Origin of the sequence: uncultured Paraglaciecola sp. (assembly GCF_913058035.1) — a bacterium.
In the GTDB taxonomy this organism is placed as follows: domain Bacteria; phylum Pseudomonadota; class Gammaproteobacteria; order Enterobacterales; family Alteromonadaceae; genus Paraglaciecola.
In genome coordinates, this window is sequence record NZ_CAJXPA010000089.1 from 1 (window position 1) to 18,146 (window position 18,146).

General features: G+C 38.9%; 16 protein-coding genes and 1 pseudogene. 9 read left to right on the forward strand and 8 right to left on the reverse strand.

The window, feature by feature from the left end:
- Positions 1-310: 310 nt before the first annotated feature.
- Together phoR and phoB are read right to left on the reverse strand one after the other, a co-directional pair.
- Positions 311-1,642, reverse strand: coding sequence for a phosphate regulon sensor histidine kinase PhoR (gene phoR, locus QZ562_RS12480; protein ID WP_293760455.1), 1,332 nt, complete (start codon positions 1,640-1,642; stop codon positions 311-313).
- A 96-nt stretch (positions 1,643-1,738) separates the two neighbouring features.
- Complete coding sequence (gene phoB / locus QZ562_RS12485; RefSeq protein ID WP_293760457.1) at positions 1,739-2,428, reverse strand: phosphate regulon transcriptional regulator PhoB; 690 nt, start codon at positions 2,426-2,428, stop codon at positions 1,739-1,741.
- A gap of 241 nt (positions 2,429-2,669) precedes the next feature.
- On the opposite strand from phoB, the gene QZ562_RS12490 reads away from it, so the two are divergent.
- Both QZ562_RS12490 and rdgC read left to right on the forward strand, forming a co-directional pair.
- Positions 2,670-4,391 carry an ATP-binding protein gene (locus QZ562_RS12490; protein WP_293760459.1) on the forward strand — a complete coding sequence of 574 codons (1,722 nt, stop codon included), beginning with the start codon at positions 2,670-2,672 and terminating at the stop codon, positions 4,389-4,391.
- 225 nt (positions 4,392-4,616) lie between these two features.
- Positions 4,617-5,525, forward strand: a complete 909-nt coding sequence (gene rdgC, locus QZ562_RS12495) for a recombination-associated protein RdgC (RefSeq protein WP_293760461.1) — start codon at positions 4,617-4,619, stop codon at positions 5,523-5,525.
- A gap of 66 nt (positions 5,526-5,591) precedes the next feature.
- On the opposite strand, the gene QZ562_RS12500 is transcribed toward rdgC, so the two are convergent.
- The gene (locus QZ562_RS12500) at positions 5,592-6,428 is read right to left on the reverse strand and encodes an HDOD domain-containing protein (RefSeq protein ID WP_293760463.1); all 837 of its coding nucleotides are present in this window, start codon (positions 6,426-6,428) and stop codon (positions 5,592-5,594) included.
- A gap of 289 nt (positions 6,429-6,717) precedes the next feature.
- On the opposite strand from QZ562_RS12500, the gene QZ562_RS12505 reads away from it, so the two are divergent.
- Complete coding sequence (locus QZ562_RS12505) at positions 6,718-8,421, forward strand: Zn-dependent hydrolase (RefSeq protein WP_293760465.1); 1,704 nt, start codon at positions 6,718-6,720, stop codon at positions 8,419-8,421.
- 73 nt (positions 8,422-8,494) lie between these two features.
- On the opposite strand, the gene QZ562_RS12510 is transcribed toward QZ562_RS12505, so the two are convergent.
- The 4 genes from QZ562_RS12510 to folB are packed head-to-tail and all read right to left on the reverse strand — an operon-like array spanning position 8,495 to position 10,548.
- Positions 8,495-8,860: a histidine triad nucleotide-binding protein gene (locus QZ562_RS12510; RefSeq protein ID WP_293760467.1), complete on the reverse strand. Its 366-nt coding sequence runs from the start codon at positions 8,858-8,860 to the stop codon at positions 8,495-8,497.
- Between the two features lie 13 nt (positions 8,861-8,873).
- On the reverse strand, positions 8,874-9,674 hold the full coding sequence (locus tag QZ562_RS12515) for an undecaprenyl-diphosphate phosphatase (RefSeq protein WP_293760470.1): 801 nt from the start codon (positions 9,672-9,674) through the stop codon (positions 8,874-8,876).
- Positions 9,671-10,192, reverse strand: a complete 522-nt coding sequence (gene folK / locus QZ562_RS12520) for a 2-amino-4-hydroxy-6-hydroxymethyldihydropteridine diphosphokinase (RefSeq protein ID WP_293760472.1) — start codon at positions 10,190-10,192, stop codon at positions 9,671-9,673. The genes QZ562_RS12515 and folK overlap by 4 nt, the downstream gene beginning before the upstream one ends.
- Positions 10,189-10,548: a dihydroneopterin aldolase gene (gene folB / locus QZ562_RS12525; protein WP_293760475.1), complete on the reverse strand. Its 360-nt coding sequence runs from the start codon at positions 10,546-10,548 to the stop codon at positions 10,189-10,191. The genes folK and folB overlap by 4 nt, the downstream gene beginning before the upstream one ends.
- Before the next feature lie 74 nt (positions 10,549-10,622).
- Between folB and plsY the strand changes: the two genes are divergently transcribed.
- Positions 10,623-11,225 (forward strand): glycerol-3-phosphate 1-O-acyltransferase PlsY, encoded by a 603-nt coding sequence (gene plsY, locus QZ562_RS12530; RefSeq protein ID WP_293760478.1) that lies wholly within the window; start codon positions 10,623-10,625, stop codon positions 11,223-11,225.
- A 432-nt stretch (positions 11,226-11,657) separates the two neighbouring features.
- On the opposite strand, the gene tsaD is transcribed toward plsY, so the two are convergent.
- Entirely contained in the window at positions 11,658-12,671 is a 1,014-nt protein-coding gene (tsaD, locus tag QZ562_RS12535) for a tRNA (adenosine(37)-N6)-threonylcarbamoyltransferase complex transferase subunit TsaD (RefSeq protein WP_293760481.1), read from the reverse strand.
- A 219-nt stretch (positions 12,672-12,890) separates the two neighbouring features.
- Between tsaD and rpsU the strand changes: the two genes are divergently transcribed.
- The 5 genes and pseudogenes from rpsU to QZ562_RS12560 all read left to right on the forward strand — a co-directional run.
- Positions 12,891-13,106: a 30S ribosomal protein S21 gene (rpsU, locus tag QZ562_RS12540; RefSeq protein WP_006991319.1), complete on the forward strand. Its 216-nt coding sequence runs from the start codon at positions 12,891-12,893 to the stop codon at positions 13,104-13,106.
- Between the two features lie 93 nt (positions 13,107-13,199).
- A complete protein-coding gene (locus QZ562_RS12545; RefSeq protein WP_293760485.1) occupies positions 13,200-13,661 on the forward strand; it encodes a GatB/YqeY domain-containing protein in 462 nt (153 codons plus the stop codon).
- 125 nt (positions 13,662-13,786) lie between these two features.
- Complete coding sequence (gene dnaG / locus QZ562_RS12550; RefSeq protein ID WP_293760488.1) at positions 13,787-15,553, forward strand: DNA primase; 1,767 nt, start codon at positions 13,787-13,789, stop codon at positions 15,551-15,553.
- A 206-nt stretch (positions 15,554-15,759) separates the two neighbouring features.
- On the forward strand, positions 15,760-17,586 hold the full coding sequence (gene rpoD, locus QZ562_RS12555) for an RNA polymerase sigma factor RpoD (protein ID WP_293760491.1): 1,827 nt from the start codon (positions 15,760-15,762) through the stop codon (positions 17,584-17,586).
- 159 nt (positions 17,587-17,745) lie between these two features.
- Positions 17,746-18,146: pseudogene (locus QZ562_RS12560) on the forward strand (hypothetical protein); the annotation flags it as partial.

Genomic DNA, 18,146 nt, shown 5'->3' on the forward strand with positions numbered 1-18,146 from the left:
GATTTTATCTTTATCGTACAAAGTGACAGCGGTGTAAAGACCTACTCAGTTTTTTGATAAATCATAACCAAGGTCATCACAACAACTGAAAAGCCACAGCTGACTATTCTCATACTCAATAATTTTTAAATTTTTATATTTTATATCATCTAGAAATTCACCATTTAGTAATCATACCTTAATTTTTTCACTTAAATAACGACGTTGTTGGCAAGCCAAGTGGACACAAACTAAAGTCGCAAGGTGCTAGCTGAACACCCTAATGATAGCAAAATAGTTTTGGGTAGGATTTTGATGTGTTAGCAGTAGATTAAAGTGAGTAGTTATTTCTGGTTTTTTGATCCATTAGACATGTTAGTTCGGCAGAAAATCGGCAAGAAAACGCTGAACCTTTACCCACTGTACTTCTAATGACCAAATGAGAGTTATGATGAGATAAAACATGTTTAACAATAGACAATCCTAGACCAGAGCCGCCCGTTGTCCGCGAGCGTGCTTTGTCTACACGATAGAAACGTTCGGTCAGTCGACCGATATGCTCTGCTGCAATGCCATCGCCATTATCCTTAACAACAAACACAGCTTGACCAGCCTGCAAAGACCACCTTACCTCAATAACACCTTTGTTAGGTGTGTAATGAATGGCGTTGAAAATCATATTAGAAAACGCACTGCGTAATTCAGATTCGATACCATAAACGTATAAATCAGGTGATATATCAAAAAATATTTTATGTAATCTATTTCGATTAAGTGCCTCTGATTCTGCTTGAATTTGCCATAACAGTTGAGGCACATTAATTATTTTTTCAAATACTCTTTCAGTGCTAGCTTCGATACGTGACAACACTAATAATTCTTCAACTAAACTTTGCATTCGCATTGACTGCGAGCGCATTTCAGAAATAGCTTTTTTCATCATTGGCTCAGACATATCACCATTTTCTGGTATCATTTCCAAATAGCCATTGATCACTGTTAAAGGTGTTTTCAACTCATGAGACACGTTAGCTACAAAATCTTTACGCATTTTCTCAATTTGAGTCAAACGTGTTACATCACGAATAAGCACCATAAATTGAACATCTTCGTAAGGCACGAGCCTAAACTCTAGTACTTTATTGGAATTAATAGGTGAGACGATTTCTATAGGTCGTTCGTAGCGATTGCTATGATAAAACGTTGTAAATTCCTCATTATCGATGCAGTCATACACTTTTTGTCCCAAGTCTTCAGGCCATTGCAAACCCAATTCAATTCTTGCTAATCGGTTACACCATGTAATCTCAGCACAGTCATTTATTATAAGAGCAGCGTCGGGAAGGGCTTCTGATCCTTGTCGGAAACGTTTAATTATTTCGCCAAGAGTTTTACGTTTATTGCGATTTCTTAAATTAGCACCGTAAATGCCTTGATAAACATGTGACCAGATGCCGCGAGAGGTTGGAGGGGATATTTTTTTACTGTGCCATAACCAATAGTTAAGCCTATAGAGCCGCCAATAATGAAGGCTGAGCAGGCCTACAGTGCCGAATAACAAAGTGAAGGCTAAATAATTAATATATAAACCAAGCAAAGCGCAACATGTCATAAAAGCAATGACTCTTGCTATGCTTGTCAGCCAAGCGAAAGGATGATACATCTTGGGACTAAATTCCTCTTTTAATCTAATAAGAAACACTCATATTTGTGAAAAGGAACGAAGAATGTCTCAAAGATACATAGACAACTTCAGTCGTTACACTTTACTTGAAAAACGGTAACCAGCGCCACGCACTGTTTGGATCATTATATCATGTGAAAACTCAGACAATACTTTACGCAATCTTCTGATATGCACGTCTACCGTTCTGTCTTCTACATAAACGTTAGTGCCCCAAACATTGTCCAACAATTGTTCACGACTGTATACCCGCTCAGTATGTGTCATAAAAAAATGTAAAAGTTTGAATTCAGTTGGACCCATATCGATAGGTGTTTCATTAGATGTCACACGATGAGACAACGGATCAAGTTTTAAACCTTGATAATCAATCGCATCCTCGCTGGATGTGGGTGATACCCGTCTGATTACCGCTTTCACTCTTGCCACTAACTCCTTAGGCGAGAAAGGTTTAGTTACATAATCATCGGCACCCGCTTCCAACCCTCTGATTTTATCTTCTTCCTCGCCTCTGGCAGTAAGCATGATAATAGGAATATCTCTAGCATATTCGTGTTGCTTAAGCTTTTTTGCAAGTTGCACACCCGTACCACCTGGTAGCATCCAGTCTAGTAAAATCAAATCTGGGAAAGGCTCAACTATTTTTTCTAGGGCTATATGATAATCTTCAGCCTCTATAGTTTCATATCCTGATTGTTCAAGCACAAATTTCAACATGTCTCGGATGGGAGCTTCATCTTCCACCAATAAAATACGTTTTGCCATTTTCAAATTCCTTGATACACGAACTACTTACACGATTATTCAGATTTTGTGTGACATTTTTATTACGAACAGCACTTTAGGCCACATTTATATTACGAAGAGGTTCTTTTGAGAGATCATAAGCTTTATTGCCCTGATACAACTATGCTTCAAAACACAATGTTACTGAGACATCTTGTTTAATTTTTTTATTCCGCATATTCTGTACATGTCAGTAACATTTAAGTAATTGCGGGTCTACATGTCGAGTGTTAAACAAGGTTTATCCAGAAAACTCCTTGCTAGAGTGCTGTCAGTTTATTTTGTGCTGACTTTAATTGTGACCGCAGGTCAAATTTTTACCGAATATTTGAATGCTAAAAGTCATATAGAAGGTGAGCTTAAAACCTTAAAAAACACGTTTAGTACCAGCTTAACACGTGCCATATGGGAGCTTAATACGCCTCAAGCAAAGTCTATTGCGGTTGGTTTGATGGAATTGCCGATTGTTGAAGGCGTGCAAATCCGAGATGAAAATAGTAATTTCATTGCTGATTTAGGACGAACGTCCAAATTATTCGGTGAGTCCATCACCAAAGGCGTAATAAAAAATCACTCAGCCGGTACATTTGGTTATAGTTTCCCATTAATTTTTGAATTCTCTGGCAGAACCTCGATAGTAGGTGACGTGACTTTATACTCGAGTTCCTCAGTTATCTTTGGCAGAATAGAAGTTGGAATATTCTTCCTTGTTGGTAATGCAATAATCAAAACCGCGTTTTTAGTATTTTTGTTTATGAGTGCCTTTCGCAGCATGCTGACTGATCCCCTAAATGAACTGTCCCAACAGATTACCGAGCTCAACTTGGACGACCCTGAATCTTCAAAGCTTGATTTGAAGATTCAGGATGACAATGAGTTAAAGCTACTGGAGACGTCCTACAATAAATTAATTGATGAGATGATTGAGTTTCAAACTAGACTTGCAGGTACTCAAAGTGAGTTGCAACAGGCTAACCTGATGTTAGATGATCAGAATATCTCGTTAGAAGAAGAAGTGGCGAAAAAAACGGCCACGCTTAGTAGGATCATGTTGGATCTAGAGCAACAAAAAGATGAGTTGTTGATTAATCAACGCGAATTACGTCAAGAGAATGAAAACCGCCAATTTATTGAAGATGAACTGCGTAAACGAAACTCTGAACTAGCCACATCGATGGAAACAATTCAGATGGCTAAAGACCAATTAGTTGAATCAGAAAAGATGGCTTCATTAGGTGGGTTAGTTGCGGGGATCGCTCATGACGTGAATACTCCTTTAGGTGTGAGTGTAACAGCCACTAGTTTTTTGCAAGACAGACTTAAAAAACTTCAATGCGCCTACGATGAAAAAAAGCTAACAGGCAATACCATGACTTCGTTTTTTTCTGAGGCCGAGCAAACCATCACCTTACTAACAAACAATTTAAACCGTGCCTCTGAACTTATTTCAAGTTTTAAACAAGTCGCAGTCGACCAAACAAGTGAAGCAGAAAGAGAAGTCAACGTTAGTGAGTATTTAACTGAAGTTGTACAATCTTTGGCGCCTAATTTTAAAAAGACTCAGCATACTATCGATATTCATTGCCCCGACAATTTATCAATTAACTGCGCACCTGGCGTGTTGGCGCAAATCTTAACTAATATGATCATGAACTCACTGATACACGGCTTTGAGGGAAGAACTAAAGGAGCTATCAAACTTGTTATTTCAGAACAAGAACACAACCTTGTTATCAACTACTCTGACGATGGGCGAGGTCTTGACGAAGAAACTCTGAAGCGGCATTTCGACGCTTTTTTTACTACCCGAAGAGGAAAAGGTGGAAGCGGCTTAGGCACACATATAATGTATAATTTAGTGACCCAAACTTTAGGTGGCAAAATAGAAGCATTTAGCGAACTGGATCATGGCCTACAATACATTATTACCATCCCCGTTTAAGCAACTAATTTGTGAGAAATAATCTCTCACCTTTCCACATATTCTGAGCTTTACGCATGGCAGATTAAGTTAATTCCTGATAGTCTCAACGCCCATTTTTAATAGCGCAACTCAGCGCAGATGGCTTGTATGTTTTTTGTAATCAAAGCGCCAGAAACGCTTCATATTAAAAAATATGTTCAATATGAAAGATACACAGCCCAAAACTATTAACGGATTATTTTTATGTGGTTTAAAAACCTTAAGCTTTACGCAATTACCCAAGACATGGATTTCAAAGAACAAGACTTTGAAGACAAACTTACTGAGTTCAAATTTCGTCCTTGCGGTAGTCAAGAATTAGCAACTATGGGTTGGGCTTCTCCTTTTAACCAGGGCGAGACTCTCATCCACGCTACAGCGGGTAGGATTTGGTTAACGTTAAAGAAACAAGAACGTATTTTACCTGCAGTAGTCGTAAATGCCGAACTTGCAGACAAAGTAGCACTAATCGAAGCCGAGACTGGTTCTCCTGTAGGCAAAAAAGCTCAGCAGGATATGAAACAAGAAATTATCCATCGGTTGTTGCCACAAGCCTTCACCAAAAATAGTTACACACATGGTTTTGTCTCTACCCAAGATAATTTAGTAGTAGTGGACTCTTCTGCAGACGGTAAAGCTGAAGCGTTCTTGGCTATGTTGCGTAAAGCAATTGGTTCATTACCTGTTGTGCCTTTAGCGAGACATTCTGTGCAAGCAGATTTAACCTCATGGTTAAAAGATGACGCTGCGCCAACAGATATCAGCATATTAGAAGAAGCGGAACTACAAGCACTGGAAGAAGACGGCGCTATTATTCGCTGCAAAAACCAAGATTTATATAGTGAAGAAATCACTCATCATTTAGAAGCAGGAAAGTCAGTCCAAAAGATTGCTGTTGAATGGAATGAAACACTGACGGCAATTATTCAGGAAGATTTAAGCATCAAACGCTTAAAGTTTACCGATGTGATAAGAGAACAGAATGATGATATACCTAAAGATCAAATTTTAGCCAGATTAGACGCAAATTTTGCACTTATGTCTGGAGAGATTGTTCGCTTCGCTAAACGGCTGAAAGAAATATTTAATCTAGACGACGAAAAAGTGAGTTAATACCTGAACGTGTTGATAAAAAGATGCTGGTTAAACCTAGCATCCTTCAACAATAAGAACCTAAATTTATTGAAACATTTGTTTGGCACTCTCGCGCAGCTCACAGAATTCATCGTCTTGTAGCTCAGACATATCTGAAATTATTCCTTTTTCTACTGCTTCGTTAAAAATTTGGTCTTTATGGCTTTCAAATTTCCCACATAAAGCAGCACCTAATCTGACTATATCTAAATAAGAAACCGCTTCAGAACTCACAGGAAAGCTTTTCCAGTTAAAGGCGACGTTTACAAATTCTGGCTCAAAACCCCATTCTGTCAAAATACTCGCCCCCAGTTTCCCAGACATCTTTTCAATGGATAAATCTAAAAAATTCGGGTTAGCAAACACATTTGCATGACGTTCGGCTTCAGTAAGTATGGGTAACGCACCAATATTATGTACCAAGGCGGCTAGCATTATCGATTCGAGATTCAGAGTACGTTTCTTAGTTTCTTTTACATAAATTTGCATCACAGCTAAAGAGTTAGCCACAATTTCGATGGTATCGGACCATATTTGGCTCATGTATTGTTTAACCACGTCATTTTTGGATACAAACAATTGTTCCATTGCCAATGCTGTCACGATGTTTTTCATTTGACGTAGACCAATACGTGTTATTGCTTGCTGGGTCGAGATCACTTTAACCGACCTACCTAAGTAAGCACTATTGGAAATTTTTATCATGCGGGCGCTTAAAGATGGATCTTGGCTAACCACTTCGGCCATGGTGTTTAAGTTGATATTTGGATCATCAGCTGCTGTCCTTACCTTTAATGCAATTGCAGGTAATGTTGGTAGAACCAAAGTATCGTTATTAATTTTTTCTACCAATATAGTAAGCAGTGCGTTTTCTGTAGCCATTTTTTAACTGTATCCTGTCAAAGTAATTCGAACCATAGGTTCATTCTATACAAATAGTTTTATCTTTATCTTACCCGAGGCTGTCAGTAACATTGTTAATAATAAAATGTTACTTCGTTGATTGTTTACAGTGTCTTAATTTTAAAATGATTTAAGGCATTGGTGACTAAATCCTAGCATATATTTAAATGACATCTAGAGGCGATAAACGCATAAAAGCTAAAAATTTGTTATATTTCTTACGAATTAAGATAAATACCCCGATACATCAATAAAATAAGGTGACGTAATGAAAATCCTTTCAAAATCATACACATCAATAATAGCGTTAGCTATTTGTGTGACGCTGGTTTCATCGTGTAATAAACCAAAAAGTGAACCTACTCAGATTCAACCAATCGAAGACATATCCACTGATAAAAGCGTTGGACTATCTTTTATTGGAGAAAACAAAAACCGACTCAATATTTATTACCCGGTGACCTTGTCTGCAGACATTAGCCATTTAAGTCTAGAACAAAAGCAAATGTTAGCAGTTTTGATTGAGGCATCTGAAATCATGGATGACTTATTCTGGCAACAAGCATTGGGTCAAGATAAAACTACTTTCTTATCTCAAATTATCGACTCACAAGTACAAAATTTTGCAGCTATCAACTATGGACCCTGGGACAGATTGAATGGTGACCAGGCTTTTTTATCGGATACAAATGAAAAGTTATTAGGCGCGCAATTTTATCCTGCTGATATGACCAAAGCAGAATTTGAAGCCAATAACTTTGAAGATAAGAATGGTTTGTACTCTATGGTACGTAGAGATAAAAACGGGCAATTAGTAGCGATCCCATATTCAACTTATTTTGCTGAAGAATTAGCAATGGCATCACAGCTATTATTAAAGGCAGCTAGCTTAGCACAGGATCCAAGTTTTGCGGCTTATCTCAACTTACGCGCAGAAGCGTTGTTAACGGACAATTACCAAGCTTCTGACTATGCATGGATGGATATGAAAACCAATCCTATCGAATTGGTTTACGGACCTATTGAAACTTACGAAGATCAGTTGTTTGGTTATCGAGCAGCTTTTGAGTCTTATGTTCTATTGAAGGATTTAGCTTGGAGCGAACGTCTCAGTAAATATGCGTCTTTTTTACCTGAGCTACAACAAGGCTTACCTGTTGAAGCAAAATACAAAGCTCAGATGCCTGGTGCAAATGCTGATTTAAATGCTTACGATGTAATTTATTATGCAGGTCATTCTAATGCAGGTAGTAAAACTATTGCTATCAACTTACCTAACGACGAAGAAGTGCAATTGAAAAAGGGCACTCGCCGCTTACAACTCAAAAATGCGATGCAAGCCAAATTTGACAACATATTGCTGCCCATCTCTAAGCAATTGATTGTGCCTGAACAACGCCAGCACATCACCTTCAATGCTTTTTTTGCTAACACGATGTTTCATGAAGTCGCTCATGGTCTTGGCATCAAAACAGTATTAGACAGTGAGCAAACAGTCAGACAAGCCCTAAAAGAATACGCGTCAGCCTTAGAAGAAGGCAAAGCCGACATATTAGGACTTTATATGGTGCAGCAGTTGTTGGCTAAAGGTGTGATTGATGAAGGGATGTTAGAAGACTATTACGTTACTTTTATGGCGGGTATTTTTCGGTCTGTACGTTTTGGTGCGTCCAGTGCTCATGGAAAGGCCAATATGATCAGGTTTAACTTTTTTCAGGAATACAAGGCGTTCAGTCGAAATGAAGACGGGTTTTATCAGGTCGACATGCTAAAAATGACGGAAGCTATTGATGCACTATCCAATAAAATATTGACTCTACAAGGTGACGGCGATTATGCGGGTGTGGCGGAGTTAGTCGCAGACAAAGGCGTGATCAAAGCACAATTACAACAAGACCTCGATAAGTTAACTGCGGCAGATATACCAGTGGATATAGATTTCAAACAAGGAATTAAGGTACTGGGGCTTTAATTACAACAATAAACAATTAGCCAAGTGTTGAGCGCCTAAACAGTTCTGCACTTAGCTTTTTTTGTTGGATATATTACAGTGTTTTAAGCTTGTCTTGGTAAGGCGGCCACCCCATGGCTTTACCTGCTAACACGTGTAAATGAATATGGTAGACTGTTTGTCCACCGTTTATGTTGCAGTTCATTACCGCTCGGTAGCCCTCTTCAGCAAAGCCATGTTTTTCGGCTAATTTTGCTGCCACCCAATGCAGATGCCCCACTAACGCTTTATCCTCTTCTTGAATATCATTCATTGTGGTGATCGGTTTTTTAGGAATAACTAAAAAATGTATCGGTGCCTGCGGATTAATATCACTAAACGCCATCGCTAATTCATCTTCATAAAGAATATCAGCTGGGATTTCTTTATTGATTATTTTGGTGAAAATAGTGTCGCTCATGGCCTATTCCTTTCTAAATAAATATAAATATTAATAATGCGGTACCTAAAATCAATCTATAAATGACAAATGGCAACATACCAATTTTAGATATCCACGCTAAAAATAGATAAATACAAGCATAGGCACTAACAAATGAAAATGCAGCGCCAAATAGAAGAGCGTTCCAATCTACAGCGTTTGGGGTTTGCAATAAATCTAATGTGGCGAGTAACCCAGCACCTAGTATCACCGGTATAGACAATAAAAAAGAAAAACGTGCGGCACTTTCTCTGTTTAAACCGATCATCAAGCCGGCTGTCATAGTGATGCCCGAACGTGACGTACCAGGAATAATAGCGATAGCTTGTGCAAGTCCAATAAAAATCGCATTTCTCCATGTAATCTGATGGACAGTTTTCAGCTGCGTTGCTTTGGTATCGGCGTACCAAAGTAACAAACCAAAACCAATGGTTGTAATGGCGATGACAAGGGCTGAACGGGCGTATATTTCTATAATATCTTTAAAAGCAAATCCAAGTATAACAGCAGGAATAGTGCCAATAATGATCCACCAAGCTAAACGACTATCTTGTGTCTGATTTGAACTAAGGCCATGGCTGAACCAAGCCCCTGTTAAACGCAAAATATCTGCTCTGAAGTAGAGCATTACCGCTAATAAACTTCCAACATGAACGGCCACATCATAAGCTAGACCTTGATCGTTCCAGCCCAATACTTCAGAAGGTAAAATTAAATGGGCAGAGCTAGATATAGGTAAAAATTCAGTCAATCCTTGAATAATTGCCAAAATAATAATTTCAAATAAGGTCATTTCCCTGTTGGACTCCAATTAAATTTAATTACCCACAATTTTTGTTGGCTCTTATCATACATTTGCCAAAGACTGGCATAACTTTTATTGACGACTGGATGCACTTCATCAGCAGCAATTTCGGCTAAGGGTTTTAATACAAAGGCGTTACACAATATTTCTGGGCGAGGCAACTGTATGGGCTGCGTTATAATTTGTCGATCATATAACAGCAAGTCCAAATCAAGTGTTCTGGGGGCAAACTTTTGCTCAACTCGCTGACGTTTGTTGTCTTGTTCTATTTTTTTAAGAACAACACATACCTGTTCAACTGATAAGGAGGTGTTAGCCTTAACCACAAGATTGTAAAAGTTGTTGCCTTCAAATCCAACTGATTCACTTTCAAAAACAGATGAAAGGGTCAGTTCACCAAATGCCTGACTCATGCCCTGTAATCCAGCTTTAGTGTGTTTTTCTTTATCCACATTACTACCAACACTGATATAGATAATGTGTGACTGTTCGGTGACTATGCTCAAAAAGGTTGTTCCTTAGTAAATTCTACTGCGACATTGTTAGCATTTGATAGAATGTCAGGCTTACTTAACTTTAATCGCACTTTTTTAAGCTTTGGAAATGATTGCAACAGCCAGTCAACTATATTGCTAGCCAAGGCTTCAATCAGCTTATATTGGCTTTTAGAAGCAAAATCACTTATTCCCTGAGCTATCTCGGCATAATTAAGTGTATTGTTTACATCATCAGTTAGTGCTGCCAAAGAAAGGTCAGCACTAAGCTCAACATCAACTAGTAATCGTTGTTGATGTTCTCTCTCCCAGTCATACACGCCAATCAACGCGAAGACCTCAAGCCCTTCAATATGAATTTTATCCATTGGTGATCCGCGCTGCAATTTATGAGTGTTTGGTATATCCTGATAAATTGTAACCTATTCTTTTAATACAAGACATGACGGCACTAACAATATTAATGTTTGCTTTGGCCTATTTGCTGGGTTCAATTTCCAGTGCTGTTTTAGTGTGTCGTTTATTTTACATTGGCGACCCAAGAAAATTAGGCTCAGGTAACCCAGGCGCTACCAATGTATTACGATTGGGTGGAAAATTTCCAGCCAGCTTAGTACTTATTTTTGATGTGTTGAAAGGTACAATACCAGTTTGTGTTAGCTATTATTTTGATTTTGAGCCTTTTTATCTGGCACTGGTTGCAGTATCAGCTTGTTTAGGCCACATGTTTCCTCTCTTTTTTGAGTTTTCTGGTGGTAAAGCGGTTGCAACTGCATTCGGCGCAATCATGCCATTAGGGTTAGATTTAGCTGCCATGTTGATAATGAGTTGGACCATAATAATCATGCTAACCAATTATTCCTCTCTGGCTGCCATCCTATCAGCCAGCCTCGCACCAGTGTTCACTTTTTTATTAAAACCAGAATACACACTACCGATGGTTATATTAAGTTTGTTAATTATCATACGCCACAAAGACAATATTTTAAGACTCTACCAAAAGCAGGAACCCACTACATGGAACAAGAAAAAATCTAAAAGGTAGCGACAAACTTAGGCTTTACATTACACAACCGAAAAATTTCTTAACCTGATGCAACATTTCATTAATGGTGTTTGTGACTCGACCAAACATTCGGTAAAAATACCGATGATAAACACTAAAACGAAATTAAAGAGAACACTAATCGTTTATTGATTGACACAACCGCTAAGATTAGTGCGAAATCGTGACTAAAATTGGTTGCTCAGTGACAGAAATTGCGAGGACAAAAAGAAAGTTAAAACTTTACCCACCCCTTTTATGTCGAGCCTAATAAATGACACAAGATATGTGACAGTTACTCAATTAACCAAACGATGAAGCAAAATTAAGTTTGTTCAATCACTCAATTAGTCGGAATAACATAAATATCTTTTTGCGTAATCCAAAATGAATATACCCCGTTAAGGTATTTAACAGGGTATATTCATTGGCCTAAACAGCCGCCAACTCTTCTAAGGACCACCGAGGTCTCGCCTTGGTAGCTAAGCCCTCGAATTCACCCGCTTTAAGTCGCTGCAAACCGGCATAAGCGATCATAGCGCCGTTGTCAGTACAAAATTCCAACCTAGGATAAAAAACCTCTCCTTTAATTGATTTCATCATAACAGCAAGGTCTTCGCGTAATTGTTTATTGGCGCTAACACCGCCGGCAATGACCAAACGCTTCAAGTTTGTGTGTTTCAAAGCTCGTTTGCATTTAATTGCTAAGGTATCAACGACGGCTTCTTGAAAGGCATAGGCAATGTTTGCGTGAGTTTGCTCAGAACCATCTGAGGCTCGAATAGTATTAGCGGCAAAGGTTTTTAATCCACTAAAACTGAAATCTAACCCTGGTTTAGTGGTCATGGGCCTAGGAAATTTATAGTGCCCTGCCTCACCCTTCTCAGCTAATTTGGCCAACAATGGGCCTCCGGGATAATCAAGTCCCAGTAATTTAGCTGTTTTATCAAAAGCTTCACCTGCAGCATCGTCTACCGATTCACCTAATACTGCGTATTGTCCGATACCTTCCACTTTCACCATCATCGAATGACCGCCCGAGACCAAAAGTGCCACAAAAGGAAATTCAGGAGCAGGGTCATCTAGCATCGGTGCAAGTAAGTGTCCTTCCATATGATGAACACCAATAGACGGTTTATTCCACGCATAGGCTAAACTGCGCGCTACCGATGACCCCACTAATAAAGCGCCAACTAAACCAGGACCTTTAGTAAATGCAATGCCATCTATATCTGCGGCGCTACAATTTGCTTCTTTTAACGATTCTTTGATCAAAGGTACTAATTTTCTAACATGATCTCTAGATGCCAGTTCGGGGACAACACCTCCGTAATCAGCATGAAGTTTTACTTGGCTATATAATTGATGGGCTAACAAGCCTTGTTGATCATCATAAATGGCCACACCGGTTTCATCACAAGAGGTTTCAATACCTAATACACGCATATTTAATTTCTAACAAAAATGTTTTAATCTATCCTTATTCTACTGATTGGCAGTCAAACCTCCAATTTAATATGACATTTGTTTGAATTAATCAGGGTTTTAGTCCATCAAGACTTTACATCCATTAAGGATATGAATACAATTCCGCACCATTTTTAACCGAGCTGGCTATTCATTATACCGGCACGATATAGTTTTTATTTTTGAGGTAAGAGTTTAATGCCAATCGTTAAAGTAAGAGAAAACGAACCTTTTGATGTTGCATTGCGTCGTTTTAAACGTTCATGTGAAAAAGCAGGTGTACTTTCTGAAGTTCGTCGTCGCGAATTTTTCGAAAAGCCTACTTGGGAACGTAAGCGTAAAAAAGCTGCTGCTAAGAAACGTCTTTTGAAGAAGTTGTCTCGCGAAAACGCACGTCGCATCAGATTGTACTAAATCTCTTCTGAAGCGTGCTGTTTATAATTAATAATCGCGCGCTTTAAGTCGTTTTATCACACATCCTTTTTCCCGTTTTCAATGAGTCATTCCATGTCTTTATTAGATGATTTAAAAAATGCACAAAAAGATGCAATGCGTGCTAAAGACAAAATTCGTCTTGGTACTATTCGCATGGCTTTGTCTGCCGTAAAGCAACATGAGATTGATGGACGTACTGATCCAAATTATATTGCTCTTAATGATGACGGTATTCTTGCAATATTGATTAAGATGGTAAAACAACGAAAAGATGCAGCAAGTCAATATGAGGCCGCGGGTCGTCAAGATTTACTTGACATAGAGTTAGCTGAGATCGTTATTTTACACGACTTTTTGCCAAAAGCGCTTAGTGAAGAAGAGCTTGATGCTTTGATTGTGCAAGCAATGGCGGAATCTGGTGCGTTAAGTATGCAAGACATGGGTAAAGTCATGGCTTGGCTGAAACCTAAAGTTCAAGGCCGAGCTGATATGGGTCAATTAAGTGGTAAAATAAAAGCCAAGCTTAATTCTTAATAAACCCACAAAGCAGTTCAGCCTTTTACAAACCGCACTTTGATGCGGTTTGTTTGTTTTTATAATTAAATTTGCTGAATTATATGGCATTATATTTAGCCATTTTTATTAATTGAGAAGGTAAAATGTCTGGTCGTATCCCCCGCGAGTTCATTGATGACATTATTGCTCGCACAGACATAATTGAAATTTTCAATAGTCGTTTTCTTCTTAAGAAAGCGGGTCGTAACCATCAAGCTTGTTGTCCTTTTCACGATGAAAAAAGCCCTTCTTTTACGGTTAGCCAAGACAAACAATTTTATCACTGCTTTGGCTGTGGTGCGCATGGCAATGTTATTTCATTCTTGATGGAGTTTGACCGACTAGAGTTTCCAGAAGCTGTCGAAGAATTAGCGCAATTTCACAGTATAGAAGTGCCACGAGAAAAAGGCGGTGCCCCCCCTCCTTCGGCTGAACAGAAGCAACAAAAAGAAAACGATTATGAGTTAATGGAAAAAGTAACTAAATACTTTGCTCAACAACTTAAAGTGCATCCTGATAAAGACAAAGCTATTAATTACTTGAAAAATCGTGGTCTGAGTGGCGAAATAGTCAAAGCCTTCGACATGGGTTACGCGCCTCCCGAATGGGATTCAATTCTAAAAACATTCGGTAAAACACCCGTCTATCAAGAGCAGTTACTTGAATTAAAACTTATTACCGAAAATGATAATAGGAGACGCTTTGATTTTTTTCGTGACCGAATTATGTTTCCCATTCGTGATAAACGCGGTCGTGTTATAGGTTTTGGTGGCAGAGTGTTAGAAGATGGTGGACCTAAATATCTGAACTCACCTGAAACGCGCATATTTCATAAAGGTCATGAGCTGTATGGTTTTTATCAGGCAAAACAAGCCCACCGAAATTTAGCACGTGTGATGATTGTCGAAGGATATATGGATGTTGTTGCACTTGGACAGTTTGGTATTGATTATGCGGTTGCATCACTCGGTACAGCTACCACACCTGAGCACATTCAAATGTTATTTCGCGCTACCAGCGATGTAGTGTGTTGTTATGATGGTGACCGTGCTGGTCGAGAAGCGGCTTGGCGAGCCTTAGAGAATGCTCTGCCTTATCTAAAAGACGGAGTAGAAATGAAGTTCCTATTTTTACCTGATGGCGAAGACCCAGACACTTTGGTGCGTAAAATTGGTAAAGACGCTTTTGAAAAAAAGCTAAGTAACGATTCTGTTCCTTTGTCCAAGTTCTTTTTTGATAACTTATTGCAACGCCATCACGTAGGAAGTATTGAAGGTAAAGCGGCGTTAAAAGCAGAAGCTATGCCACTCATTGGGCAAATAGTCGGTGATAATATTCGAGAAATTTTATTGTCTAACCTGAGCAACTACATGGGTGACCAAAATAAACACAAATATGACCGTGATGTCGCACAGGCCAACCTTCGAAAAACACCAAAGAAATTAGATTTCAACACGCCCAATAAAAGCACAATATCGCCAGTGCGCATGATGATTAGATTATTATTAGACGATCCGAGTTTAGCGATAAGATGTGAAGCAGCTGATCCAACACCGCTAGGATCAGTAAATATACCAGGTATACCGTTGTTAATTGAGCTTTATCAGTTTTGCTTAACCAAACCTGCGGCGAATACAGCGCAAGTCTTAGAATATTTTCGTGACCACCAACAAAGTGCTCAGTTAGCAAAATTAATGGTGTGGGAATACGCTGAGCAAAACCAAGCAGCTGTATTTGAGGATAGTTTTGCTAAGCTACTAGATTGGCATTTACAAAGCCGTATGGATGAGTTGTTTTCTAAATCTAGGGTGAGCAAATTAACCGATGAAGAAAAACAAGAGCTTAATATACTTATAAAAGAACAAAGGTAACCATGTAAAAGAACAAATATGTCCTTGTAAAAGAACAAAAATGACACAACATATAGCCCAATGCCTAGCGAATCTGCTATACTGGCTAATTCGCTAACGCCTAAGTAAATAAGTTCCTACTGGGTATATTAAGCAAGTCACAGCGTAAATCCTCTTTAATGAGAGGTTTTGATGAATATTAAACTAATTCGAGAAGCGTAAGTTATATGGTGCAAAGCAAGCAGTCGCAGATAAAACTCCTTATTGCCAAAGGTAAAGAACAGGGCTATTTGACTTTTGCGGAAGTTAACGACCATCTTCCACAAGATATTGTCGACTCAGATCAGATGGAAGATATCATCCGAATGATCAACGACATGGGTATTAAAGTATTCGAAACAGCTCCTGATAAAGATGAGCTTTTGATGCAAGAAAGCGATACTGATGATGAAGCTGCTGAAGCCGCCGCTGCAGCTCTTGCCACAGTAGAAAGCGAGATAGGCCGCACAACTGATCCGGTACGTATGTACATGCGTGAAATGGGTACAGTTGAACTTCTAACGCGTGAGGGCGAAATTGTTATCGCCAAGCGTATAGAAGAAGGCATCAACCAGGTCCAGTGCTCTGTTGCAGAATACCCAGAAGCCATCACGCACTTGCTTGATCAGTGGGATATGTTCGAAGCTGAAGAAATTCGGCTTAGTGATATTATCATTGGTTTTGTTGACCCAAACGAACAAGATGTAGCACCTACTGCCACTCACGTTGGTTCTGAATTATCTGCTAAAGAATTAAAAGAAGAAGATGGCGATGACGATGAAGACGAAGAAGAAGAAGACACAGGTCCAGATCCTGAGTTAGCACGTGAAAAATTCACTGCGCTTCGTCATCAATATGAGAAAGCTCGAGATGTTATTGATGCAAAAGGTCGGTCACATAAAGAAGCTCGCGTTCAAATTAATGAACTAAGTGAAGTTTTTAAAGAATTTAGACTAACACCTAAGCAATTTGACCGTATGGTTAAAAACATGCGTAGCATGATGGACAGGATCCGCGTGCAAGAACGCATCGTGATGAAACATTGTGTGATCACAGCTAAAATGCCTAAGAAAGATTTTATAAAGGCTTTTGCTGGAAACGAAACATCAACTGTTTGGTTATTTAAAATACTCAACTCGTCATTACCTTATGCAGAGGAAATGAGAGAGCACCAAGAAGAACTTGAGCGCGCAATTAGTAAAATGAATACGGTAGAAGATGAAACCGGATTGATTATTGCTGATATCAAGGATATTAACCGTCGTATGTCGATTGGTGAAGCGAAAGCACGTCGCGCCAAGAAAGAAATGGTTGAAGCTAACTTACGTTTAGTTATCTCTATTGCGAAAAAATACACTAACCGTGGTTTACAATTCTTAGATCTTATCCAAGAAGGTAATATTGGATTGATGAAAGCGGTAGATAAATTTGAGTATCGACGTGGTTATAAGTTTTCTACTTATGCAACTTGGTGGATACGTCAGGCGATCACTCGTTCGATTGCAGACCAAGCACGTACCATTCGTATTCCTGTTCATATGATTGAAACGATTAACAAACTTAACCGGATCAGCCGTCAGATGCTTCAAGAGATGGGTCGCGAACCAACACCTGAAGAGCTGTCTGAACGCATGTTAATGCCTGAAGACAAAATCCGTAAGGTTTTGAAAATTGCCAAAGAGCCTATTTCAATGGAAACACCTATTGGTGATGACGAAGATTCACATTTAGGTGATTTCATAGAAGACAGTACAATAGTGCAGCCTTTAGATTCGGCTACAGGTGGCAGTTTAAAAGATGCCACTCAAGAAGTACTGGCCGGTTTGACTGCTCGTGAAGCTAAAGTATTGAGAATGCGCTTCGGTATCGATATGAATACCGACCACACGCTTGAAGAAGTGGGCAAACAATTTGATGTAACCCGTGAACGTATTCGTCAAATCGAAGCCAAAGCACTTCGTAAATTACGTCATCCAAGCCGTTCTGAGCAATTAAAAAGTTTCTTAGACGACTAGTTGATATCAAAATAATTTAAAGCCCTGATAATTAATTTTGTCGGGGCTTTTTTTATTCGTCTAGCAAAGCTATTAATTACATCTACTTACTACGAATTAAATAGCCAGTTTGCTGTCCTAATCTGGTCTGCAGTCACTTTATTATAAGATTATTTTTTTATGGGTTTAATAGGTTTTTCATTCTTGAGTTCTCACTTTTTATTCCAACGTTTGATGCTGCTCAGCTTAATGTTAAGCCTTTCAGCATGTACCAGCATAGGCCTAAAAGACTTGTTTTCTGATTATGCTGAACAACTCAGAGATGCCAGATCTGCTCAGTTAAAAGGTGATTTTAAAACTGCTGCAGCATTAGTTACTGAACCCAAAGTGGCTCAAAAAAATTACACCTTACACTTACTTGAAAAAGCGCGTTTGAATTTTTTAGCGAATAACTGGACACAAAGCCGCGAAGAGTTTGCCTTAGTTTCTCAGGTATTAGATGAAGACGCGGCTAAAGCAAAATTTAGACTGAGTCAAGGCGGCGCCAATGTGGCATCTTTAATCAGCAGTGACAATGTGAT